This is a genomic window from Paramaledivibacter caminithermalis DSM 15212, assembly GCF_900142245.1.
GTDB classification, from domain to species: Bacteria; Bacillota; Clostridia; order Peptostreptococcales; family Caminicellaceae; genus Paramaledivibacter; species Paramaledivibacter caminithermalis.
The window spans coordinates 1-23,433 of record NZ_FRAG01000039.1 but is presented as its reverse complement, the minus strand read 5'-3'; the positions used below and the strand labels follow the sequence as shown (position 1 = coordinate 23,433).

Annotated in this window: 24 protein-coding genes; all 24 read left to right on the top strand. The window is 31.8% G+C overall.

The features are described from left to right. The 24 genes from BUB36_RS13335 (at position 1) to yajC (ending at position 23,251) form a co-directional block, all read left to right on the top strand. Entirely contained in the window at positions 1-855 is an 855-nt protein-coding gene (locus BUB36_RS13335) for a transketolase (protein ID WP_073151171.1), read from the top strand. Between the two features lie 2 nt (positions 856-857). Next, positions 858-1,865: a transketolase family protein gene (locus BUB36_RS13330; RefSeq protein ID WP_073151168.1), complete on the top strand. Its 1,008-nt coding sequence runs from the start codon at positions 858-860 to the stop codon at positions 1,863-1,865. 2 nt (positions 1,866-1,867) lie between these two features. Continuing rightward, positions 1,868-2,653 carry a hypothetical protein gene (locus tag BUB36_RS13325; RefSeq protein ID WP_073151165.1) on the top strand — a complete coding sequence of 262 codons (786 nt, stop codon included), beginning with the start codon at positions 1,868-1,870 and terminating at the stop codon, positions 2,651-2,653. Positions 2,654-2,674: 21 nt separating this feature from the next. Then, entirely contained in the window at positions 2,675-3,235 is a 561-nt protein-coding gene (locus BUB36_RS13320; RefSeq protein ID WP_073151163.1) for a VOC family protein, read from the top strand. After that, entirely contained in the window at positions 3,195-5,465 is a 2,271-nt protein-coding gene (locus BUB36_RS13315) for an NAD(P)/FAD-dependent oxidoreductase (RefSeq protein WP_242655834.1), read from the top strand. The genes BUB36_RS13320 and BUB36_RS13315 overlap by 41 nt, the downstream gene beginning before the upstream one ends. A gap of 84 nt (positions 5,466-5,549) precedes the next feature. After that, the gene (locus tag BUB36_RS13310; RefSeq protein ID WP_165613089.1) at positions 5,550-6,236 is read left to right on the top strand and encodes a TetR/AcrR family transcriptional regulator; all 687 of its coding nucleotides are present in this window, start codon (positions 5,550-5,552) and stop codon (positions 6,234-6,236) included. Positions 6,237-6,287: 51 nt separating this feature from the next. Then, positions 6,288-8,189, top strand: a complete 1,902-nt coding sequence (locus tag BUB36_RS13305; RefSeq protein ID WP_084112040.1) for an aldehyde ferredoxin oxidoreductase family protein — start codon at positions 6,288-6,290, stop codon at positions 8,187-8,189. Further along, positions 8,190-8,435, top strand: a complete 246-nt coding sequence (locus tag BUB36_RS13300) for a MoaD/ThiS family protein (protein WP_073151157.1) — start codon at positions 8,190-8,192, stop codon at positions 8,433-8,435. A gap of 388 nt (positions 8,436-8,823) precedes the next feature. Further along, positions 8,824-9,375 (top strand): CD3072 family TudS-related putative desulfidase, encoded by a 552-nt coding sequence (locus tag BUB36_RS13295; RefSeq protein ID WP_073151154.1) that lies wholly within the window; start codon positions 8,824-8,826, stop codon positions 9,373-9,375. A gap of 22 nt (positions 9,376-9,397) precedes the next feature. After that, complete coding sequence (locus tag BUB36_RS13290) at positions 9,398-10,291, top strand: carbohydrate ABC transporter permease (RefSeq protein ID WP_073151152.1); 894 nt, start codon at positions 9,398-9,400, stop codon at positions 10,289-10,291. 11 nt (positions 10,292-10,302) lie between these two features. Further along, positions 10,303-11,124 (top strand): carbohydrate ABC transporter permease, encoded by an 822-nt coding sequence (locus BUB36_RS13285; RefSeq protein WP_073151150.1) that lies wholly within the window; start codon positions 10,303-10,305, stop codon positions 11,122-11,124. 17 nt (positions 11,125-11,141) lie between these two features. After that, positions 11,142-12,488 (top strand): ABC transporter substrate-binding protein, encoded by a 1,347-nt coding sequence (locus BUB36_RS13280; protein ID WP_073151147.1) that lies wholly within the window; start codon positions 11,142-11,144, stop codon positions 12,486-12,488. Positions 12,489-12,816: 328 nt separating this feature from the next. Further along, the gene (locus BUB36_RS13275) at positions 12,817-13,473 is read left to right on the top strand and encodes an alpha/beta fold hydrolase (protein WP_073151144.1); all 657 of its coding nucleotides are present in this window, start codon (positions 12,817-12,819) and stop codon (positions 13,471-13,473) included. Position 13,474: 1 nt separating this feature from the next. Next, positions 13,475-14,812 (top strand): CCA tRNA nucleotidyltransferase, encoded by a 1,338-nt coding sequence (locus BUB36_RS13270; protein WP_073151142.1) that lies wholly within the window; start codon positions 13,475-13,477, stop codon positions 14,810-14,812. A gap of 5 nt (positions 14,813-14,817) precedes the next feature. Next, complete coding sequence (locus tag BUB36_RS19745; RefSeq protein ID WP_165613088.1) at positions 14,818-14,979, top strand: hypothetical protein; 162 nt, start codon at positions 14,818-14,820, stop codon at positions 14,977-14,979. Positions 14,980-15,688: 709 nt separating this feature from the next. After that, positions 15,689-16,366, top strand: a complete 678-nt coding sequence (locus tag BUB36_RS13265) for a BofC C-terminal domain-containing protein (protein WP_073151139.1) — start codon at positions 15,689-15,691, stop codon at positions 16,364-16,366. 271 nt (positions 16,367-16,637) lie between these two features. Continuing rightward, positions 16,638-17,129 carry a crossover junction endodeoxyribonuclease RuvC gene (ruvC, locus tag BUB36_RS13260; RefSeq protein WP_073151136.1) on the top strand — a complete coding sequence of 164 codons (492 nt, stop codon included), beginning with the start codon at positions 16,638-16,640 and terminating at the stop codon, positions 17,127-17,129. Between the two features lie 102 nt (positions 17,130-17,231). Then, positions 17,232-17,831 carry a Holliday junction branch migration protein RuvA gene (gene ruvA, locus BUB36_RS13255; RefSeq protein ID WP_073151133.1) on the top strand — a complete coding sequence of 200 codons (600 nt, stop codon included), beginning with the start codon at positions 17,232-17,234 and terminating at the stop codon, positions 17,829-17,831. An 18-nt stretch (positions 17,832-17,849) separates the two neighbouring features. Beyond that, a complete protein-coding gene (gene ruvB, locus BUB36_RS13250) occupies positions 17,850-18,902 on the top strand; it encodes a Holliday junction branch migration DNA helicase RuvB (protein WP_073151130.1) in 1,053 nt (350 codons plus the stop codon). Beyond that, positions 18,881-19,093 carry a DUF2905 domain-containing protein gene (locus BUB36_RS13245; RefSeq protein WP_073151127.1) on the top strand — a complete coding sequence of 71 codons (213 nt, stop codon included), beginning with the start codon at positions 18,881-18,883 and terminating at the stop codon, positions 19,091-19,093. The genes ruvB and BUB36_RS13245 overlap by 22 nt, the downstream gene beginning before the upstream one ends. Before the next feature lie 40 nt (positions 19,094-19,133). After that, positions 19,134-20,696, top strand: a complete 1,563-nt coding sequence (locus tag BUB36_RS13240; RefSeq protein WP_073151124.1) for a SpoIID/LytB domain-containing protein — start codon at positions 19,134-19,136, stop codon at positions 20,694-20,696. Positions 20,697-20,707: 11 nt separating this feature from the next. Beyond that, complete coding sequence (gene queA, locus BUB36_RS13235) at positions 20,708-21,733, top strand: tRNA preQ1(34) S-adenosylmethionine ribosyltransferase-isomerase QueA (protein ID WP_073151121.1); 1,026 nt, start codon at positions 20,708-20,710, stop codon at positions 21,731-21,733. Positions 21,734-21,744: 11 nt separating this feature from the next. Next, the gene (gene tgt / locus BUB36_RS13230; protein ID WP_073151118.1) at positions 21,745-22,863 is read left to right on the top strand and encodes a tRNA guanosine(34) transglycosylase Tgt; all 1,119 of its coding nucleotides are present in this window, start codon (positions 21,745-21,747) and stop codon (positions 22,861-22,863) included. Between the two features lie 115 nt (positions 22,864-22,978). Beyond that, on the top strand, positions 22,979-23,251 hold the full coding sequence (gene yajC / locus BUB36_RS13225) for a preprotein translocase subunit YajC (protein WP_278247841.1): 273 nt from the start codon (positions 22,979-22,981) through the stop codon (positions 23,249-23,251). Positions 23,252-23,433: the final 182 nt, after the last annotated feature.

Sequence of the window (23,433 nt, the reverse complement as noted above, 5' to 3'; positions counted from 1 at the left end):
ATGACATTAAATTCTCAAGAATTAATAAAACTTGAAAAGAAAGCTCATGAACTTAGAAATCTGTGTGTTGATACGGTTGTTTGGGCTGGAAGTGGGCATATTGGTGGCTCATTAAGTTCAATGGATATTTTGACTATTTTATATTATAAATATTTAAATATTGATCCTAAGAATCCCAAATGGGATGATAGGGACAGATTTATCTTAAGCAAAGGACATATAGGTGTAGGATTAGCACCAGTGCTTGCTGATAAGGGATATTTTGATAAAGAACTTTTAAAGGATTTTAATCATACTGGATCAAATTTTGGTGTACACCTTGATTGCCATAAAGTTCCAGGGGTTGATGCATCAACTGGTTCCCTTGGGCATGGTCTATCTATAGCACTGGGTATAAGTATTGCAGCAAGGCAACTTAAAAAATCATTTACTACATATTGCCTACTAGGAGATGGTGAGTGTAACGAAGGTTCGGTATGGGAAGCTGCAATGGCAATAGCTCATTATAATATCACTAATCTAGTAACAATAGTAGATAGAAATCAGTGCATGATAGATGGACGTACTGAAGATGTGATGGCTCTTGAACCCTTTGCTGATAAATGGAAAGCATTTGGGTTTATAGTAAAGGAAGTCAACGGACATGATTTTAATGAACTTTCTGAGGCAATTGAATTTGCCATTGATGAAGAAGATAAACCAGTAGTAATTATAGCCAATACAATAAAGGGTTGTGGAATTAATTTTATGGAGGATGACTATAAGTGGCATTATGGAGGACTTGATTCTGAAAAGGTTAGATTAAGCAAAGAAAGTCTTCAGAAATATTTTGAAAAAAGAGTTAAAGGAGTGTAAAAATGGCTGGATTAACATATACAATGCTTGATGCTGCACATCTTTCTACAGGTGAGATATATGGAAAGGTTTTATGTGATTTAGGAGAAAAGCATCCTGAGATAGTTGGGCTTTCTGCTGATTTAGCAAAGTCAACTAAAATTGGACTTTTTGCTAAAAAGTTTCCTGAGAGATTTTTTAATGCTGGTATTGCTGAGCAAAACATGGTTAGTATGGCTGCTGGTATGGCAAGTGCTGGACTTGTACCCTTTGTATCTACCTTTGCTATTTTCATAGCCATGAGGGCTTTGGATCAAGTTCATACCGATATTTGCTATCAAAACCTAAATGTTAAAATTATAGCAACCCATGCTGGGCTTTCCTTTGGTCAAGGAGGGTCAACACATCAATGCACAGAAGATCTTTCAATAATGAGGTCAATGGCTAATTGCAAGGTTATAGTTCCAGCCGATGGAATGGAAACAGCCAATGCAGTTCAGGCTGCCTATGAAACTCCAGGTCCAATTTATATCCGAATTAATCGTGGCTTTGATCAACAGGTTTATAAAGACACAGATTATGACTTCCAAATTGGCAAAGCAGTTGAGCTTGCTGATGGAACAGATTTAACTATAATAGCCTGTGGTTCCTGTGTTCATCAAGCAGTGGAGGCTTCAAAAATATTGGATTCAGTTGATGGGATAAAGGCAAGGGTTTTAGATATGCATACAATAAAGCCAATTGATGAAGAAGCTATATTAAAAGCAGTCCATGAAACCCGTAGAATTATCACAGTAGAAGATCATAATGTTATTGGAGGGTTAGGAAGTGCTGTTGCAGAGGTTGTTGCAAAAAGTGGCAAGGCGTGTGCATTTGAAATACTAGGAATTCCAGATACTTTCTCAATAATTGGGCTTCATGAAGATCTTATGTCCCACTACAAAATTGACACTAATGGTATTTTAGAAAAAGTTCGTGAGCTTATGGGCAGAGATTTTGAAGATGATGAAGATTGGGAAGACGAGGTGTAGATATGATTACTCAAGAAGATATATTTGCAAATAAAATTTTTTTGAACTCGGTACTTCCTTTAGTTAAGGTAGTGATTGAAAGCAAAGAGAATATAAAAAAGAAATTTAAAGGGATAAATGCAATTGTACAAATAAGTGCTAAAAATACAAATGAAAAGGTTGGTATTCATTTTTTGATAGATGATGGAGAATGGACTGTTGTTAAAGGAGTTACAGAAGGTCCAACCATTGAACTTGAATTTAAAAGTATTCCAGAGTTCAATGCCTTTTTTTCAGGAAAAAGCAAGAAGCTGCCTAAAATAAAGGGCTGGTACAATGTAAAGCTTCTTATAAATACTCTAAAGGCTTTAACTACAATGGGAAATCTTTTAAAGCTAACTAGTCCACCAGATGATGAGGAGGAAAAAGAACTTTTTGTAAAATTATATTTCTATCTTTTATCTTCTGGAATTAGCCAACTCAATAAAGCTGGGCATCCAGATGTTTCAAAGTGGGCTAAAAAAAGTCCAGAGAGAGTATATGCTTGGGTTGTCGATGGCAAACCAGAGATATCAGCTTATATAAAGGTAAAATCTGGAAAGACAAAGGCTGTTAGAGGTATATATAAGCGGTCAAAACCCTTTTTTACTATGCGTTTTGATTCTGTAGATAGTGCTTTAGGAATATTGCTTGAAAGAGATGATATGATTGAATCAACAACTAAGGGTAAATTGATAATGGAAGGCGGACCAGAGTATGGAACCCAGCTCGGAGAGTTTATGATTTTAGTGGGAAGTTATGCAAAATAATCTATCCAATGAGGTGTTTATATGAAAATACGTTCAGTAAGTCATGTTGGCCTTACTGTATCAGATTTCGAAAAATCCGTAAAATGGTATTATGAGATGTTTGGTTTCAAATTAATAAGTGAAAAAATTATTAACAAAGAACAGGCAGAGGAATTATATGAATTGTATAGATTAAAAAATACTGCTGTAAGATTAGGCTTTTTGAGATCACCAAAGGGGGGAATAATTGAAATATTTGAGTTTTCATCTTGTCTCCCATCTAAACATCCTGTATGGAATAGACCAGGACCTACTCATATTGCTTTAGATGTTAAAAATTTAAAAGGATGGTATAATACTTTAAAAAATAAAGGGGTTGAATTTTTTTCAGAACCACAAACAACCAGCGGCAGTGATTGGGTTTTTCTTAAAGATCCAGATGGAAACCTTATTGAACTAATTGATTTAAAGTATAATTATCGTATAGTAAAATGGCTTGGAGGTATTGTAGGAAAATTAATGGCAAATGGTAAATTCAAAAAATATTATTCGGAGGATGATAATGCAAAAACAAAGCAAGAGCATTGTAAAGCAGATAGTTAATCATACGGGTGATTGGTTTAATGATTCTGCAAGGCTTGATAAAGGTAAAATGACATCTGAGCTTTATCCCTATAAAAAGCTTTTTGAGCCTATATATATAAATAGACTTAAAATAAAAAATAGAATCGTTATGGGACCTATGGGAAATATATCTATGGCAGATGAAACTGGAAAACCTAGCCAAAAAATGATAAAGTATTTTATAGAAAGGGCAAAGGGTGGAGTAGGATTAATAACAAGTGGTATGGTTCCTGTAAATTATGATATTGATCCTTCCTATGGAGATTTAGATGCCAAAGGTATATTTCCTAGAATTGATAAGCATAGAACAGTTATTTCAGGGTGGAGAGCTATTGCTGAAGGATGTCATGCCTATGGAACGAGGTTTTTTATTCAGCTTGCTCCAGGAATGGGGAAGGTAGGAAACCCAGAATGTTTAATCAAAAAGAAGAAGTTACCTGTTTCAGCATCATGGAATCCAAACTGGTATATTACACAAATACCTTGTAGGCCCTTAACAAATAGGGAATGTAGAAAAATCATCAAATGTATAGGTCAGGTAGCCCTTGATGCAAAGGAAATAGGCATTGATGGAGTTTATTTACATGGTCATTCGGGGTATCTTATTGAACAAATGACTGACCCTGCTTATAATAGAAGGAAGTTAGGACGTTATTCAAAATGGCAAAATTTCGGACTGGATATTGTAAAAGAAATTAGAAAACGCTGTGGAAATTCTTATCCTATTCATTATAGAATAGACCTATCCCTTGCTTTAATGGAAACATATGGCGATAAGATGAATAAAGATAAAACATTGAAGAAATTTAAAAATGGTAGAACTGCTGAAATGACATTAAATTATATGGAAAATCTTGTCAAAGCAGGGGTTGATGTTTTTGATGTTGATTTAGGAGGATATGAAAACTGGTGGATGCCCCATCCTCCTAATGGTATGCCTCCTGGGGTATACCTTGAGGTTGCAGAACTTGTAAAGGAATACTTTAGAACTAAAAACATAAAATCAAATGCTGGGTATCCAGTTCCCGTTATTGCAGTTGGCAAATTAGGTTTTCCCGATTTGGCAGAAGAAGCTCTTCGTAAGAATAAATGTGATATGGTGATGCTTGCAAGACCACTACTCGCAGATCCTTTTTGGCCTAAAAAGGTTTATTCTGGCAGGGTAAAGGACATAATCCCATGTATTGGAGACCATGAAGGTTGTTTAGGTCAGCTTGCAATAGGCGGTCATCCCCATTGTGCAGTAAATCCACGTACAGCCTTTGAGGATGTGTATCAGGATGATATGAAACCAGCATATAAGATAAAGAAAATTGCAGTAGTGGGTGCTGGACCTGCTGGAGTAGTAACTGCCTGTACTGCAGCAAAGAGAGGTCATGAAGTAATCCTTTATGATAATAAAAGTAAAGCTGGGGGAATGCTTATTTATGGCTCGGTTCCCAAAATCAAATACGAGCTTTCTAACTATATTGACTACCTGAATAATGAAATAGAAAAGACTTCTAGGGAATATAAGCTTACAACTATGTTTGAAACACAAGTAAATGAAGAGTTATTGAGATTAGGTAAATTTGATGCAATCGTAACATGTACAGGAGGGAAGCCTTTGATTCCTCCAATAGAGGGAGCCAACCTGAAGCATGTTATCAAAGGAATTGATTTATTAAAAAATCCATATATTGCAGAAGATGCTAATAATATAGTGGTTGTTGGGGGCTCAGATGTTGGATGTGAAATAGCTTATATGTTAAGCTATGAAATGAGTAAAAAGGTTACAGTAATCGAAATGGATAAACATTTTATGAAAAAAACCTGTACATCAAACAGGGGATATATGATTCATCATTTAGAAAGGAAGGGAGTAAAGCTAATAAATTGTGCTATGCTTAAGAAAATTTCCAAGGATTCAGTTGAAATTTTGCAAAACCTTTCTAAGACAGTACCAGACCCATATGTGACATGGACACCTGTGTTGCCAGATAGTATAAAAAATCCATTTAGTAAACCAATTGAAAAAGAATATAAGAGTATTAAGTTAAATGCTGATTTAGTAATCATGTGTACGGGGGCAAGGGCGGATGATAGTTTGTTTGAAAAATGCACTCAAAATCACACTGCACCTGAAGTATATAATATTGGAGATTCCTTTTCAGGAGGCAGGGTTCTTGAAGCTGTAAAGGCTGGATATGCAATAGGAAATACAATCTAGATAAAGGAGAAGCACAAAAAACCTTTAATTTTCAACTTACAAAAACAATGAGTTATTAAGCGTATTCATAACATGGAGGGCAAGATGAGAGAAATGGCTAAAAATCAAGAGACAACTGAGATGAATGGAAAATTTCATAAAAAAACTTTTGAAAAAATATCAGAGGAGCGAAGAAAAAAGATATTTGATGTGGCTATATCAGAATTTGCCGCAAATGGATATAATGGAACAAATATAAATGTAATAGTAAAAAAAGCAGGAATAAGCATAGGCTCCATGTACAGTTATTTTGCTTCTAAAGAAGATTTATTCTTAACTATAGTTGATAGAGCATATCAAATATTAGAGAACGCATTAAAAGAAGTAAATATTGAGGATGGAGATATATTTGGTATGTTTGAACAGCTCCTTAGAATAGCCCATAACTATGCTACAACCTATCCAGAAATGAATCAAATTTATCTTGATATTACAACACAAGGGCTATCTAGTCTATCCAATAGACTTTCCCATAAACTAGAAGAAATAACAGCTAAAATGTATTGGGATGTTATTAAAAAGGCAAAGAAAAGAGGATTTATTGATTCAAATATAGATGAGCATATATTATCATTTTGTTTAGATAATCTTATAACAATGTATCAGTTTTCATTTACTTCTGATTATTATAAGGAGAGATTAAAGATATTCTTAGGTGATGACATAGCAAATGATAATGAAAGAGTTATTCTAGGAATCGTTGAATTAATAAAAAAGGCAATATCAGTTTGATATTTAAATGTGAATATAGAAATTTGAATATTGGGAAAGGAAGAGGGGGATTTGAGTACTAAATATGGAGGTTATGCGGGAAAGGTATTGTTGATTGATTTGACAACAAAGGAGATTGATGAATATCCTTGGAGTGATGAAGATAGGGAATTGTTTTTAGGTGGAAAAATAATGGCAGCAAAAATATTATACGATAATGTACCAACCCATATTAAGCCTTTTTCACCAGAAAATATAATTGCTATTACAACGGGTCCTTTAACTGGCACAGGTGCCCCATCATCTAGTAGATTTAATATTTCATCTTTGTCGCCATTAACAGGCTTGTTAGCTTCATCAAATTGTGGCGGGGACTTTGGATTATATTTGAAAAAAGCTGGATATGATGCACTGCTTATTAAAGGAAAGAGCAAATATAAGGTTTGGATAGAAATAGTGGAAGAAAATATCACCTTTCATGATGCTGATGGCTTATGGGGAAAAGATACTATAGAGGTTCAAGAGATGTTACCTGAAAGGACTGGAAAAATTGTAATAGGTCCAGCTGGAGAAAATTTAGTTAAATATGCAGGTGTTTTTAGTGGTGAACGTACAGCAGGACGTGCAGGTATTGGAGCCATAATGGGATATAAAAATCTTAAGGCAGTTGTAGTAAAGGGAAACAAAAACATTGAACCTAAAAATGACATCAAACCTTATTACAAAAAATGGATTGAAGATTTGAGAAAGCATCCTATTACAGGAAAGCAGCTTCCAAAGCTTGGTACAGCAGGGCTTGTGAGTATTATGAATTTTAAGAAGGTTTTGGCAACACGTAATTTCAAATACGGTCAGTATAAAGATTTTGAAAGAATATCAGGGGAAGAGCTGGCGTTAAAGCATTTGATAAAAAACATAGGTTGTATTACTTGTCCTATACGCTGCGGTAGACAGGTAGAGCTAGATGGAAAAAAGGTGAAGGGTCCAGAACTAGAAACATTAGGGCTTTTAGGAGCAAATATTGAAAATAAAAGTATTGAAAAAATACTTAGATGGAATTATGAACTTGATAAGTTAGGAATGGATACTATTAGTGCTGCTGGTACTATAGCCTTTGCAATGGAGCTTAATGAGAAGGGATATTGGAGTAACGGGTTAGAATTTGGTAAAAACCACAATCTATCCAATGTTTTCAGTGATATAGCTTATAGAAGGGGCATAGGTAATGAATTGGCTGAGGGAGTGAAGCACTTATCAGAAAAGTATGGAGGAAAGGAATTTGCAATTCATTCAAAGGGCATGGAACTATCGGCATATGAGCCAAGGGGAGCAGTAGGGCAAGGCTTAGGATATGCTGTAGCTAATCGAGGAGGATGTCATCTCAATTCAGGATATTTGGTATTATTTGAAGCTTTAAGTCTGTCAATTGATCCCTATACAGTTAGATCAAAGGCTGAACTGGGCATTATGCTTCAAAACATATTTGAGGTAGTTTCCGCCACAGGTAGTTGTATATTTACATTATATAGCCTTATTCCAGCATTTTTAATTAATAAACCCAATAGTAAACTGGCAATGTTAGTGAACAAAATTATAACTTTTCCTGGTGCAGGTAAATTAATAAATATTATTAATAGGTCATATGAAGGGGTTATTCCTATAAATATACCTATGATTCCACATATAAAGGCTATATCCCTTGCTACTGGAATGAAAATGAATTTTGGTAAGTTTAAAGCCATAGGTGAGAGGGGATTTAATCTTGAGAGGATATTTAATATTAGAAGAGGTTTAACAAGTGAAGATGATAGTTTACCCAAACGACTTACTGAAGAACCTCAAGATTTGAAAAATCCAAAATCTAGGGTACCTCTTAACGAATTAAAAAGAAAATACTATATAAGTAGAGGCTGGAATTTAGATGGGATTCCAAAGGAAAAAACTTTAAGAAGTCTGAGGATAGGGAGAAATTAAATGATTAATGTAAAATTCTTTGGTTTAATAAGATTATCAATAAAAACAAATGATATAGATATTGAAGCCAATACAGTGAATGAAGCTTTAAAAAAGATAAGTCAACAATACGAAGTAGAATTAAATGCTTTGAGAAATTCTATTATCTTAGTTAATGATAAGAATATTATACATTTAAAAATGTTGAAAACTAGACTATATGATGGCGATGAAATTAAAATTTTATCGGCAGGTGGTGGAGGTTAATATTACAGTAACAAAATTCAACTTAGAATGAGTAAGTAATTCTTTCTTTTATTATCAAAAAATAATAAAAGGCTATTAATGTAAAGTAATAGAAAAGATTATTTTTAAAAGCACTACAAAATGTAGTTAGATTAATGACAAACCCACGATGAAAAATCGTGGGTTTGTCATTAATTTGAAATAAATTATAGATTTGCTATATTCATTTTTAAGGTGTTGTTTTTAGTGTATTTATAAGGCTATTTGGCGACTGGGAAGAGTTTCCCCTCTTTGACTTTAGCATAAAAAAGAATTATACATAAAAGCTAATATATAAAAAAAAACTATTTGATTTATATTATATATTGACATAAAATGACAAGGGAATAATCTGAAGAGAGGTGTCTATATGGAATGTAAAAATAGACTAATAATTTTAGCCCATTGCTTTTTAAATGAAAAATCTAAGGTGAAAAAATATTGCATTGATCATGATGCCAATATAGAAGAAGTGCTTAAAATATTACTTGATAATGAAATTGGAATGATTCAATTACCATGTCCAGAGATTACATGCTATGGACTAAGAAGATGGGGACATGTAAAGGAACAATTTTGCACACCTAATTATAGAAAACACTGCAGAAAAATATTTGAAATATATCTAGAACAGATTCAGGAATATATAAAAAATGATTATGAAATTATTGCTATTGTTGGAATAGAAGGAAGTCCAAGTTGTGGGGTAAATAAAACATGTAGTGGAGAGTGGGGAGGAGAGATTAGCAGTAATTCTAACTTAAATAAAATACTTAGCACTATTCGAGAAATAGAAGATAAAGGCGTTTTTATAGAGGAAATTGGTAAGATGATGAAAGAAAATGGCATTAATGTTCCCTTCATAGATTTTAACAAGAATGATATAAAAGGATTTATAGAAAAGCTAAAGGCTATTTTATGATATTAAAAAGGATGTGCTTTACTTGAATAATAGAAATACCTTCAAAAGTTTCATAAAAGGTATATTGTATATATTACCTGCACTTGTAATATTAGGAGTTTTTCGTATATATCCTATTTTAAAGTCTTTGGATATGAGTTTTTATACAAAATACAATTATTTTAAGGATGTAGTATATGAAAGAGGTTTTGATAACTTTATATACATATTTAATGATGAGGAATTTATTGTGGCTATTAAAAATACATTTACTTTTGTATTAGGAGTTGTACCTTTATCAATAAGTATTTCTCTTTTTATAGCAATAATATTAAATAGCCAAATAAAATTTCAGTCATTTTTTAGAGGGATATACTTTATTCCATTTGTTACTTCTATTGTTGCTATATCGGCGGTATGGAGATGGATATATAATTCTGAATTTGGGATACTAAATTATTTTTTAGGACTATTTGGGATAGACCCTATCAAATGGCTTCTTGATCCAAACTGGGCCATGATAAGTTTAATAATATTAAGTATTTGGAAAGGATTAGGATATAACATAGTAATTCTTTTGGCAGGACTTCAAAATATAGATAAGCAGTATTATTTAGCAGCTAAAGTGGATGGAGCATCAAAAGCACAGATTTTTTTCTATATAACATTGCCATTACTATCACCTACGATTTTTTTTGTGTCTATAATGTCTATGATTAACTCATTTAAAGTTTTTGATGAAGTATATGTTTTGTTTGATAAAATACCTGGACCGATGGGTAGATGTCTTACAATGGTATATTACATATATGATAAATTTGCCAATGAATATGTATATGGAATAGCATCGGCAGCAGTGTATATATTGTTTATGATAGTATTGTTTTTTACAATCATACAATTATATATAGGAAATAAAAAAGTATATTATAACTAAGGAGTAACACCATGAAAATTAATTATTTAAAAGCTATAGCATATGTAATTTTAATAATTGGAGGAATAATTACAATATTACCATTTTTATGGATGTTAAGTACGTCATTTAAAACGGCAGAGCAAGTCTATGTTATGCCTCCTAAATTAATTCCATCGAATATTATGTTTAAAAATTACATTGAGGTGTTAGAAAGAATCCCTTTTACAATTTATTTTCTAAACAGTATTTTTGTATCTATAACCCTTACTATTTTAACTCTTATTACATCAATATTCTCAGCATTTGCATTTTCAAAGCTTAGGTTCTGGGGAAGAGATACTATATTTTCCATATTTTTAGCAACAATGATGGTACCTGGAGAAGTTCTTATTATACCAAACTATGTGACACTTTCACACTTAGGATGGATTAATACTCATTTAGCTCTTATAGTCCCATGGATAGTTAGCGTATTTGCTATATTTTTGTTAAGGCAGTTTTTTTTAGGTATCCCTGATGAACTCTATTATGCTGCAAAGGTTGATGGATGTAGTGATTTTATGTATATATGGAGTATAATGGTTCCGCTAGCTAAGCCAGCGCTTATTACAATTGCTATGCTTAAAATGATTTATAGTTGGAATGAGTTCTTGTGGCCACTTATAGTAACAAATACTCCAAAGATGAGGACTTTACCAGTTGGATTAGCTGTTTTTACAACTGAAGCTGGGTCACACTATCATCTTCTTATGGCGGCGGCTACAATGATTATACTTCCGATGATAATTTTATATATTATCCTTCAAAAATATATAATTGAAGGTGTTTCAAGAAGTGGACTCAAAGGATAGAAGGGAGAAAGTGAAAAATGAAAAAGATTATTACTTTAATGTTAATTGTTATTATGGTAGTTAGTTTAGTAGCTTGTAGCAATGATGGAGTAGCAGATACTACTGAAGCTAAACAAGATAGTAGTATTGCTACAGAAATTACAAAGCCAGTTGAAATTGAATTTTGGCATGCTATGAGTGGAGGAAATGAAGAAGCACTAAGAGAGATAGTGGATGACTTCAATAAACAAAATGATAAAATCAATGTAAAGATGATTTATCAAGGACATTATAAGGAGTTATTTCAAAAGCTTACAGGCGCTGCTAAAGCAGGACAATTACCAGTATTAACACAAATTTTCCCAAATAGAATGACAGCATATATAATGAATGATTTAGCTGAGGATTTAACACCCTATATAAATAATGAAAAGGTAGGATTTACAGAAGAAGATTTAAAAGACATACCAACAGTATTTAAAAAAGGAATATGGGATGGGAAATTTTACACTTTACCGTGTAATAAGAGTGTATATTTATTATTCTATAATAAAGATATATTAGACAAATACGATGTAGAGGTTCCAACAACATGGGAGGAATTAAGGGTTGCAGCAGAAAAGCTTACTCAAGATACTGATGGAGACGGAAAAAATGATATAGTGGGTATTGGATTTAATAAGTCCTTAGGAATAGACTTTAGTTTCTGGGTAGAGCAAGCTGGTGGGCATTTAATATCAGAAGATGAAAAAAACATTACTTTTAATTCTGAAGCAGGTATAGAAGCATTTGATTTTGTATCTGAAATGATTAAAGATGGGGTAGCAAAGATTGCAGGAGAAGAAAAATATGCGTATATTCCATTTGCTAGGGGAGAAGTGGCAATGATGTTCTCTTCAACATCTAAAATTCCTTATCTAAAAGAAGCAATTGGAGAAAATAAAATTAACTGGAGAGCAGCAGTTCTTCCAAAAGGGAAAAGACAAGCAGCATTATTCTCGGGAACAGACATGGCAATGTTTAATACACACTCACCCGAAGAAAAATTAGCAGGATGGGAATTTATGAAGTATTTTATGAGTAAAGATGTTACTACAAAATGGGGTATGATTTCAGGATATTTACCAGTAAGATATTCGGCTTTAGAATCAGAAGAATTCCAAAAATATATAAAAGAAAACCCTGTAAAAGGCGAAGCTTTAAAACAATTTGACTATGGTTTTAGAGATCCTAAGATTTTAAATGGATATGCAATCCATAAAAATATGCAAAAAGCTTTGGAGGCAGTTATATTAGGAGAGAAGACAAGTAAAGAAGCTTTAGATGAAGCTAAGAAAAAAACAAGAAAGGAATTAGATGAAGCTATGAAAAGCTTTGGCAAATAAGAATTAACTCTATAAAAAGGACAAATCTTGAAAAGGGATGAGTCCTTTTTATTTTTTCTATACCTATCTAAATTTAGAATAGATAGGGAAGGATCGACATTAAAGAGGTTATCAGTAGCTGTTTAAAACATTAAAAGAAAAATTAAAATTATTGCCAGTAAAATTTTAGAATCAAGAATTAAGGTTTTTTAGACCTAAAATGATGACCTTGAAACTTGGAACATGGAAATTATAACTAAAATGCGTTGATATATGCCTTTGTCCATATTTAAAATAATGATATAATAAATAAGATATATTTGATGCTATTGAAATGGAGTGGAATATTATGACCAAGATATCTATTCTAATACATGGATACAATAAGAATAAGAAGGATATGTATACTCTTGCCCAAAATTTAGAAAAGCTTAATCATAAATGTATTTTAGTAGATTTGCCTTTAACTTATAAGGATATAGAATACGCTTATTCTATATTTGAAAAAGATATAAAGAATATTTTAGCTGAATTAAGCTTAAATGAAAAAATCAACCTTATTGGACATAGTACAGGTGGATTAATAATCAGAAAGTATTTATTGAATACAGGGCATATTGATAGAATAGATAATTGTGTTTTGATAGCTACACCTAATAATGGAAGTGAACTTGCGGATATGGCATCGAAATATTTCAATATCTTTACAAATATTTATAAAACTTTAAGGGCATTGAGAACTGAATATGTCAAGAAGATAGAGTTTGTTAAAAGTGACAAAGTCAGAGTGGGTGCAATAGCAGGAAACAAGAATAATCTTTTAATGGGTAGGTTCTTAAAAGAAGAAAATGATGGTAGAATTAATGTAAGCTCTGTATATTACGAAGGTTTAAATGATTTTATAGTACTGCCATATGGGCATAAAGAAATACACTATAAATGGGAAACAGCAAGTTTAGTGAATAATTTTATAGAAACAGGAAATTTTATGGAGGAAGAATATTGAAATGAATATACAGCTTCCAAAAGGAGTTAAAAGGATATTAGATAAATTGCTTTTTAATGGATACGAAGGATATATAGTTGGGGGATGTGTAAGGGATAGCATTATGGGTAAAATTCCCAATGATTGGGATATTTGCACAAGTGCTAAACCCGAGGTCATGATGAATATTTTTAGAGAGTTTAAAGTAATACCTACTGGATTAAAACATGGAACATTGACAATAGTTATAAATAATCAACATTTTGAGGTAACTACCTACAGAATTGATAAAGAATATGTTGACGGAAGGCATCCAAATAAAGTTGAATTTACTAATAGCTTAAAGGAAGACTTGAATCGTAGAGATTTTACTATTAATGCCATGGCTTATAATAATAAAGAGGGATTAATAGATTATTATGACGGCTTATCGGATATACATAATAAAACAATTAGATGTGTAGGAAATGCCTTTGATAGATTTAATGAAGACTACCTCAGAATGTTAAGGGCTGTGAGATTTTCAGCACAATTAGAATATAGGTTGCGTATTGAAACATTTAAAGCTATAAAGAAGTTGTCAAAAAACATCATTCATATCAGTAAAGAAAGAATCAGAGATGAAGTAAATAAAATCTTATTATCACAAAAACCGTCTAAAGGTATTCAGTTATTAGAGGAGACTAGATTATTAGAATATATTATTCCTGAACTTCAAGAATGTGTTGGATTTGAACAAAAAAAACCCCATCATGATGAGGATGTATTTTATCATACCATGAGGGTATTAGATAATACAGAGAAAGATTTAATCCTAAGGCTTGCAGCATTGCTTCATGATATAGCCAAACCACAATGTTTTTCAATTGATAGAGAAAATACAGGACATTTCTATAGACACCATATGAAGGGCATGGAATTAGCTGAAAAGATACTAAAAAGACTTAAATATGATAATAATACAATAAAGACTGTAAAACAATTAATTAAGGAACATATGTTAAAATATGAAATAACCACCCCAAGGGCAATAAAAAGATTGATCAATAGAGTAGGTAAGGAAAACATAGATAGATTATTTAAGCTACAAATAGCAGATATCAAAGGTAGTAAAGCTCCCTATAAATTTGATAACATAAATAAGGCAAAATTAGTTTGTGATAAAATATTAAATGAAAAACAACCACTAACTTTAAAGGATTTAGATATCGATGGTAATGATTTGAAAGCTTTGGGGGTATCACAGGGTAAAGATATAGGGCGTATTTTAAATAAACTGTTAGATAGGGTTTTAGATAATCCTGAGCTAAATAAGAAGGAAATATTAGCAGATGAAGTTAGGAAGCTCTTAAAGGAGTGAAAATAGTGTTTTTCAAGAAGAAAAAGAACTTTGATATGGAGAAGACTGAAGCTAAAGAAGAATTGATAGATGTATTGGAAATAAAAGATAAGGATAAAAATAAATTGAATAATGTTCCAGATGAAATAATTGCAAAGGCTATTAAGAATTTATTGTCGAAAGATTAAGTTGCGTTGTGTTATTTTTCTATCACGGGGGTTTTAATATTTCTTTTTCCCTAATGTAATAATGCAACAGAACTGTTTTTTTATAGGAAATAGAAAATTCATCCCTAGCTTGGCTAGTTAAATTTACTATTAAAATAAAAATAAAAATTTCTGCAGCAAAGGTTTCAATTTGAATTTACTTACAATGAAGCCTTTGTTTTTTTATTATATAGAAATCCAAACATTTTTTGGAAGAAATTGCAGGTGGATTCTAAAAAATAATGGATTAAGTTTTTTGAAAAACTAAGCAGAAAGCCCCAAATGCTTGCCACCTAGAACTTATAACTTGCAACTAAAGGCATTAGCAGATTTGTAGCTTATATATTTTCATTGAAATTAAAAAAAATGGGGGTTTTTGCCACCAGCTTGGGTTTTATTATAAACATAAAAAACTCAAAAAAGGAAAAGAACCCTTTGGGTTCAAAAAAGTATGCGTATTAAATATATTATATTATAATTTTACCTTAAGCGACAATGGATGTCAATATTTTTATATATATTGAAAAGAATGTCGAAATTTATATACGAAAGTAAAGCTAGAAAAATATAATTTCCATAAATTTGAATAAATAATTGTAAAATGGCTAGAATACTAGATAGCTTATAATATCACTTAATAGTACTAAGAGGACTAAACATATAAATTTCAGTATGAAAGGAGAAATTTATTGTGTTTTATAGGAAAAAGAAAAATAGGAGTAGAATAGTAGTATTAGTGTGTGCTATTCTTCTTTTTGCCAGCTTTACCTATGGATATATATCTAATAATAAACCATTAAATAAGCCCCAGAATATTATCCAATCAACTGAAGAAAATAATATAAACAAAAAATATCCAATAGATAATAAAGAAGGTGGAGGTAATAAAAAGATAAAGAAAGAAGGTATTAATGAATATAGTAAAAACAATGAAAGTAATGTTAATGATTGCTTAAAAGAAGTAAATGAAAATTCAAAAATTGTTTTTAATACCTATTATTCTAAAACTGGTAAAATGGATACTAAACAAATTGATATACCAATTACTATTGTAGGAGCAAGTTTAGATGAATTTAAGTCATATATAAAAACTAATTACAGTGATTGGAAAATAAATAGTATTTCTACCAAATCTGCTTCTCTTTTTAAAGAAGTTGATGGATATAATCCAGATTATTTTATAGTTCAAAATAAAAACGGATATATTACAGTTTATAAGATCAATAAAGCTGGTGAGAAAGAATTATATGAAGAAACCGATATATCGATATCAACCTTAAGTGAGATGGATAAAAAGAAACTAAACGAAGGAATAATTGCTAAGGATGAAGAAGAATTATATAGAATAATAGAGGATTATAGTAGTTAGGTGTACTTACTTAGTACATCTTTTTTTATTAGTAGGTTGTTGAATAACTATTTTTACCAAAAGTAAAATGCTATATTTTAGCTATCAAAAGTATTTTTTTATAAAAATACTTCAAATTTTATAATGTAGAGAATTAGCCGAATTATCAATTTTCAAATTTAGTTATTCAACAACCTATATTAGGATAAAAATTAAAATATAAAGAAGGATTAACAGTATTTATATCGAATATATGTTTGTATAAAAAATATTGTAATGGAGGATTTATATAATGATTATTTTAGGAATTGACCCAGGAATTGCAATACTTGGCTATGGTATAGTAGAATATAATGGGAACTCCTTTAAGACTTTGGATTATGGTGCTATACTTACTGATGCCAAAGATGCTACAGCCCTTAGGTTAAAAAAGATTTATGATGAATTGGAAGAAATATTATGCTTATATAAACCAGATGCAGTTGCAATTGAGGAATTGTTTTTTAATAAAAATGCTAAGACAGCCATAGTTGTGGGGCAGGCTAGAGGAGTAGCAATTCTAGCTGCTGCAAATAAAGATATAGATATTTTTGAATATACTCCTCTTCAGGTAAAACAGGGAGTGGTTGGCTATGGTAGAGCAGAGAAGAAGCAGATACAGATGATGGTAAAAACCTTTTTAAATCTAAAGGCTATACCAAAACCAGACGATGTAGCCGATGCCCTTGCTGTTGCCATCTGCCATGCCCATACTGGTAGAATGGGTAACATTTTTAAATTGTAAATGATAAATGCGTTATTTTAAAAACTAATTTTAATTAACTTATTGTGATAATTTTTATTGCGGGAGTTTTAAAAACAGAACTATATTTAATGAGGTGAGAAAATGATAGATTATATTAAAGGAAAAATAAATTATGTCGGAGAAGATTATGTTGTAGTAGAGAACAATTATATAGGTTATAAAATATATACATCTGCTTATACGATTTCGGACTTGAATGGAAAAAGAGAAGATGCTATAGTATATACTCAGATGATTGTAAGGGAAGATGATATTAGACTTTGCGGATTTAGTTCTAGAGCAGAGCTTAAGGTATTTGATTTACTTAGGACTGTTAAGGGTGTAGGTACTAAGGTTGCCTTAGGGATTTTATCATCAATACCATATATTCAATTGATAAATGTTTTAATGGTTGGTGACGTAACTAGCTTAACCCGTGCTCCAGGAATAGGTAAGAAAACTGCACAAAGGATTATTCTAGAACTTAAAGATAAAGTTAATAAAGCCGATGAATTTGGTAATTTAGAAGATGTTGATTTTGACAATAAAATAAATATAGGGTCTGATAATGATGAAGTTATTGAAGCTCTTGTATCATTAGGGTATAGTAGAATTGAAGCAAAGAAAGTTCTGGGAAAAATAGACAATAGTCTACCAATTGAGGAGATGATAAAGAAAGCGTTAAAGCTGTTAGTTAAATAGGAAGGATGATGGATTAAAATGAGTAGTGGACTAGATGATAATAGAATAGTAACTCCAACTCTAAAGGAAGATGATAGTGAAGTTGAAGGCAGCTTAAGACCCAAAAGCTTGAAGGAATATATAGGACAAGATAAGGTGAAGGATAAGCTGAAAATATTTATAGATGCTGCAAAGATGAGGGGTGAAGCCCTAGATCACGTACTTTTATATGGACCTCCTGGACTTGGAAAAACAACCTTATCTAATATTATAGCCAATGAAATGGGTGTTAACATAAGAATTACTTCGGGACCAGCAATCGAAAGACCTGGAGATTTAGCAGCTATCCTTACAAATCTGATGGAAAATGATGTTCTATTTATCGATGAAATACACAGGCTTAGTCGTAGTGTTGAAGAAGTGCTTTATCCTTCTATGGAGGATTATGCTTTGGATATTATTATTGGTAAGGGACCAAGTGCAAGGTCTGTAAGGATAGAATTGCCTAAGTTTACTTTAATCGGAGCTACAACGAGGGCTGGGATGCTTACATCTCCCCTTAGGGATAGATTTGGCGTGATTTGTAAATTAGACTTATATGATAATAAGGATTTAAAAACAATTGTGAAAAGATCTGCAAAGCTCCTTGATGTACCCATAAACGATCAAGCTGCTTTAGAAATAGCTAAAAGAAGCAGAGGTACACCTAGAATCGTTAATAGATTATTAAAGAGAGTGAGGGATTTTGCTCAAGTAATTGGAGATGGTAAGATAACCTTAGATATAGCAAAAAATGCTTTAAAAATGTTAGAAGTAGATGATCTTGGATTGGATGGAGTTGATAGGAAGATATTAATAACAATGATTGAAAAATTTGATGGAGGACCTGTTGGATTAGATACTTTGGCGGCTTCAACAGGTGAAGAAAAAAATACAGTAGAAGATGTTATTGAACCGTTTTTGCTACAATTAGGTTTTATAAAAAGAACTCCAAGGGGACGGATAGTAACCCAAAATGCCTATGAGCATTTAGGGCTAGAGTATTATCAAAAAGATGGGGATGTGAAGCTATGGAATCTTTTGGAAGATTAATTATTACTTTTGGGATTATTATTATTGTAATAGGATTAATAATAACCTTTGGCAGTAAAATAGGGTTTGGACGGCTGCCAGGAGATATTTTTATAAAAAAAGGCAATATAACCTTTTATTTTCCTATATTAACATGTATCATAATCAGTATTCTTTTAACTGTGATAGGTAATTTATTTTTTAGGAGATAATTATTAATCATACAACCATTTTTTATTAAGGGGAGTCGAAATGAAGAAGAGAATATATATTATATATGGTTTGATATTTTTTCTTGTTTTAAGTACTAATGTTTCGTGGGCATTTAATAAAAACAGTATACCGAGCATGATTAGGATTGGACTTAAGTATGGAGATACTTCTGTATCACAGGTAAATCTTAAATCAACAAGTGGATTTGAATTTGGATATTATGATGGTAATCAATTTTATTCCGTATTTAATCTTATGGATGAATTTGATATTGTTTTAAAAAAGGATGAATATTACAAAATACAAATAGGAAGTACATTTTCAAATAAAGAGGATATGGAGAACTTGTTAGAATCCTTGGGAGACATACCTTGTTATCCAGTTCTTGACAATGGATGGAAGGTATGGACGGGATTATTTGAATCAAAGGAGGAAGCTGAAGAATTTATAATAAACAATGGAAGTTTTTATGATAAAAAAGTAGAAGTTGTAAATCCTAATAGTGGAAGCGTAGTGGTTCAAGATAAAACAGGAATAGTAATTTTTATGTACAATTGTTCCAAAAGGGAGTATAATTTTAGACCATTTCTTGATAAAGATGGAAACGATATAATATCTCTTGATGGCAAAAGATATCGTGGGGAATTTATTATAAGGCGATTTAAAGATAGCGATATGACGGTTATTAATTATTTAAGTTTGGAATCATATCTCTATGGAGTTCTTCCAAAGGAAATGTCGGGAGATTGGCCAATGGAGGCATTAAAGGCTCAAGCTGTTGCAGCACGTAGCTATGCTATCTCATCTATACATAAGCATGAAGAATTTGGTTTTAATTTATGTAGTACTACTAATTGTCAAGTTTATGGAGGCTATGATGCTGAGAGGCCCAGAAGTAATAGGGCAGTTGATGAAACTTTTGGTGAGGTGTTAACCTATGATGGTAAAATAATAAGTCCTTTCTACCATTCTAGTAGTGGAGGCTATACAGAAGATAGTGAAAATGTATGGAGTATTGAACTACCCTATATTAGAGCTGTAAAGGATGATTTTTCATTAGGAGCTCCAAACTGCTATTGGACAAAGAGCTATACTGCACAAGAAATAAAAGATATATTGAACTCTGCTGGTTTGGTAATAGGAGATATAAAAGAAATACATACAGAAGGCTATACAGAAGGTGGTAGGATATTGAGCTTAAAGATAAGTGATGGAACTAGGGAAATTGATTTAGCAAAGGCAAAAACAAGATCCATATTTGGACCTAAGGTTATAAAAAGCATGAATTTCAGTATTAGCACAGATGTAGATTATTATGTCATATCGGCTGATATGGAGAATATTATAAGGAGACCAATGAGTAGTATGATTATATTATCAGCCGATAGGTCCGAAAAAACATCATCAGATAAAAAATATAGAATATTTGATGGTGATGATTATATTACATCCTCTGGAGTTCCTACTAAATATATATTTAATGGTACAGGATATGGACATGGTTTAGGTATGAGTCAATGGGGAGCAAAAAAAATGGCTGAACTAGGTTATACATATGAGGATATACTTAAGCACTATTATACTGGAATAATGATAGAATAGGAGTTATGATAATGAAGACTAGTGATTTTTATTTTGATTTACCAGAGGAATTAATCGCTCAGGTTCCTTTAAAAGAAAGAGACAAATCAAGATTAATGGTACTCAATAAAGAAAATGGTGAAATAAGGCATAGAAACTTTACAGATATTTTAGATTATCTAAGACAAGGAGATTGTTTAGTATTAAATGATACAAGAGTAATACCTGCAAGACTTTTTGGCGTAAAGGATACGGGAGCTAATGTAGAGTTTTTGCTTTTAAAGAGAATAGATAAAAACAGGTGGCAAACTCTAGTTAAACCTGGAAAAAGAGCTAAGCTTGGCTCAAGATTTGTCTTTGGTAATAATGATGAGTTAACTGGAGAAATTGTTGATTTAGCTGAAGAAGGAACTAGGATAATAGAATTTAAATATGAAGGTATTTTTGAAGAGGTATTAGATGAATTGGGTAATATGCCTTTACCTCCCTATATTACTGAAAAACTAGAGGATAAAGAAAGATATCAGACAGTATATTCAAAAAATACGGGATCTGCCGCTGCACCTACAGCTGGACTTCATTTTACTGAGACTTTATTAAATAAGATAAGGGATAGGGGTGTGAAGATCGCATATATAACTTTGCATGTTGGTCTGGGAACATTTAGACCTGTAAAAACTGAAAATATACTTGAGCATAAAATGCATTCGGAGTTTTATATGGTTAGCAAAGATGCAGCTGAGCTTATAAATGCAACAAAAGTGAGTGGGGGAAAGATAATTTCTGTTGGTACCACTGCAACAAGGACATTGGAAACTGTTGGTACAAATGATGGACTGATAAGAGAGGGCAATGGTTGGACAGATATATTTATATATCCAGGATATGAATTTAAGGTAATCGATGGATTGCTTACGAATTTTCATTTGCCCGAGTCTACGCTAATAATGCTTGTAAGCTCTCTTGCTGGTAGAGAAAATGTATTAAAAGCTTATAACGAAGCTGTAAAAGAAAGATATAGATTTTTTAGCTTCGGAGATGCAATGTTGGTGATATAGGAGGTATATAGATGGCTATAAAATATGAATTAATAAAAGAATGCAAACAAACTGGTGCTAGGCTAGGAAAAATACATACCCCTCATGGGACAATAGAAACTCCCATCTTCATGCCTGTAGGTACACAAGCTACTGTTAAGTCTATGACGCCAGAAGAATTAAAGGAGATAGAATCTCAAATAATATTAAGTAATACATATCATTTATATCTTAGACCTGGGCATGATTTAGTGGAGAAGGCAGGAGGTCTTCACAAATTCATGAACTGGGATAGACCCATACTTACCGATAGCGGAGGTTTTCAAGTTTTTAGCTTAGGAGACCTGCGAAAAATTTCTGAAGAAGGGGTGGAATTCAGATCACATATAGACGGTTCAAAACATTTTATTAGTCCAGAAAAAGCAATAGAAATACAAAATTCATTAGGGTCAGACATAATCATGGCCTTTGATGAATGTGCCCCTTATCCAGCAGATAGAGAATATGTAAAAAATTCTTTAGAAAGAACAACTAGGTGGGCTAAAAGGTGTAAAAAGGCCCATAAGAATACAGATACTCAAGGATTGTTTGGAATTATTCAAGGCGGTATATATAAGGATATGAGAGAACAAAGTGCAAAGGAAATTACAGAACTTGATTTTCCAGGGTATGCGGTTGGTGGATTAAGTGTTGGAGAACCAAAGCCTTTAATGTATGAAGTTCTTGAATATACAACACCTCTAATGCCCAAAAACAAACCAAGATATTTAATGGGGGTTGGAAGCCCCGACTGCTTGATAGAAGGAGTGATTAGGGGAATAGATATGTTTGATTGTGTTTTGCCTACCAGAATAGCTAGAAATGGCACAGCTATGACAAGTCAAGGAAGAGTAACAATAAAGCAAGCTAGGTTTTATGATGATTTCACTCCCCTTGATCCTGAATGTGATTGCTATACCTGTAGAAATTATACTAAGGCATATTTAAGACATCTATTTAAAGCAAATGAAATATTGTCAGCCAGACTGTTTTCATATCATAATCTATACTTTTTACTTAAGCTTATGAAAAATATAAGGGAAGCAATAAAAAACGATAATTTACTAGATTATAGAAAAGAGTTTTTTGAAAAATATGGCTATGAACTGTAATGAATAAAAACATTAATAAATTTCCATGTATTATAAAAAAATAAAGGAAAATCAAATTTTATGTTGAATATTATAAGTTGGTACTTGTTATTATATTAAAAGGAGGAGAGTTATTGTGCAACAATATTCAGGTTTAATAATGATGATTGTATTTTTTGGTATATTTTATTTCTTGTTGATTAGACCTCAACAAAAAAAGAATAAACAGATCCAAAAGATGAGAAGTGAATTAAAGGTTGGTGATAATATTATAACCATAGGTGGGATACATGGTAAAATATTAAATATTAAAGATGAGATTGTAACTCTAGAGGTCGGAGCTGATAAGGTTAAATTACAAATTTCTAAATGGGCTGTAGGAAGCGTAAAGAATAAATCTAATGAATAATAGCTTAAAGAGGATGGTTTTAAACCATCCTCTTTAAGTTCTAAACATGACAAAGGGACGTTTCCTTTGTCATACACAAGATACTTTAGGAATATTGGAGTCAAAGGTGACGATTTTTTTGACCCTTTTTTTGTGTTCTGGGTATGTGTAGTAATTAGGTAATAACTAAAAAACAATAATAA

Bases quoted from the DNA above. Each gene is read 5' to 3' on its own strand.
- ruvC (WP_073151136.1), top strand. From the start codon at position 16,638: ATGATTATTTTAGGAATTGACCCAGGAATTGCAATACTTGGCTATGGT.
- BUB36_RS13285 (WP_073151150.1), top strand. From the start codon at position 10,303: ATGAAAATTAATTATTTAAAAGCTATAGCATATGTAATTTTAATAATT.
- BUB36_RS13300 (WP_073151157.1), top strand. From the start codon at position 8,190: ATGATTAATGTAAAATTCTTTGGTTTAATAAGATTATCAATAAAAACA.
- tgt (WP_073151118.1), top strand. From the start codon at position 21,745: ATGGCTATAAAATATGAATTAATAAAAGAATGCAAACAAACTGGTGCT.
- BUB36_RS13245 (WP_073151127.1), top strand. From the start codon at position 18,881: ATGGAATCTTTTGGAAGATTAATTATTACTTTTGGGATTATTATTATT.
- ruvB (WP_073151130.1), top strand. From the start codon at position 17,850: ATGAGTAGTGGACTAGATGATAATAGAATAGTAACTCCAACTCTAAAG.
- queA (WP_073151121.1), top strand. From the start codon at position 20,708: ATGAAGACTAGTGATTTTTATTTTGATTTACCAGAGGAATTAATCGCT.
- BUB36_RS13295 (WP_073151154.1), top strand. From the start codon at position 8,824: ATGGAATGTAAAAATAGACTAATAATTTTAGCCCATTGCTTTTTAAAT.
- BUB36_RS13270 (WP_073151142.1), top strand. From the start codon at position 13,475: ATGAATATACAGCTTCCAAAAGGAGTTAAAAGGATATTAGATAAATTG.
- BUB36_RS13280 (WP_073151147.1), top strand. From the start codon at position 11,142: ATGAAAAAGATTATTACTTTAATGTTAATTGTTATTATGGTAGTTAGT.
- ruvA (WP_073151133.1), top strand. From the start codon at position 17,232: ATGATAGATTATATTAAAGGAAAAATAAATTATGTCGGAGAAGATTAT.
- BUB36_RS13315 (WP_242655834.1), top strand. From the start codon at position 3,195: ATGCAAAAACAAAGCAAGAGCATTGTAAAGCAGATAGTTAATCATACG.
- BUB36_RS13240 (WP_073151124.1), top strand. From the start codon at position 19,134: ATGAAGAAGAGAATATATATTATATATGGTTTGATATTTTTTCTTGTT.
- BUB36_RS13310 (WP_165613089.1), top strand. From the start codon at position 5,550: ATGAGAGAAATGGCTAAAAATCAAGAGACAACTGAGATGAATGGAAAA.
- BUB36_RS13325 (WP_073151165.1), top strand. From the start codon at position 1,868: ATGATTACTCAAGAAGATATATTTGCAAATAAAATTTTTTTGAACTCG.
- BUB36_RS13275 (WP_073151144.1), top strand. From the start codon at position 12,817: ATGACCAAGATATCTATTCTAATACATGGATACAATAAGAATAAGAAG.
- BUB36_RS13335 (WP_073151171.1), top strand. From the start codon at position 1: ATGACATTAAATTCTCAAGAATTAATAAAACTTGAAAAGAAAGCTCAT.
- BUB36_RS13330 (WP_073151168.1), top strand. From the start codon at position 858: ATGGCTGGATTAACATATACAATGCTTGATGCTGCACATCTTTCTACA.
- BUB36_RS13320 (WP_073151163.1), top strand. From the start codon at position 2,675: ATGAAAATACGTTCAGTAAGTCATGTTGGCCTTACTGTATCAGATTTC.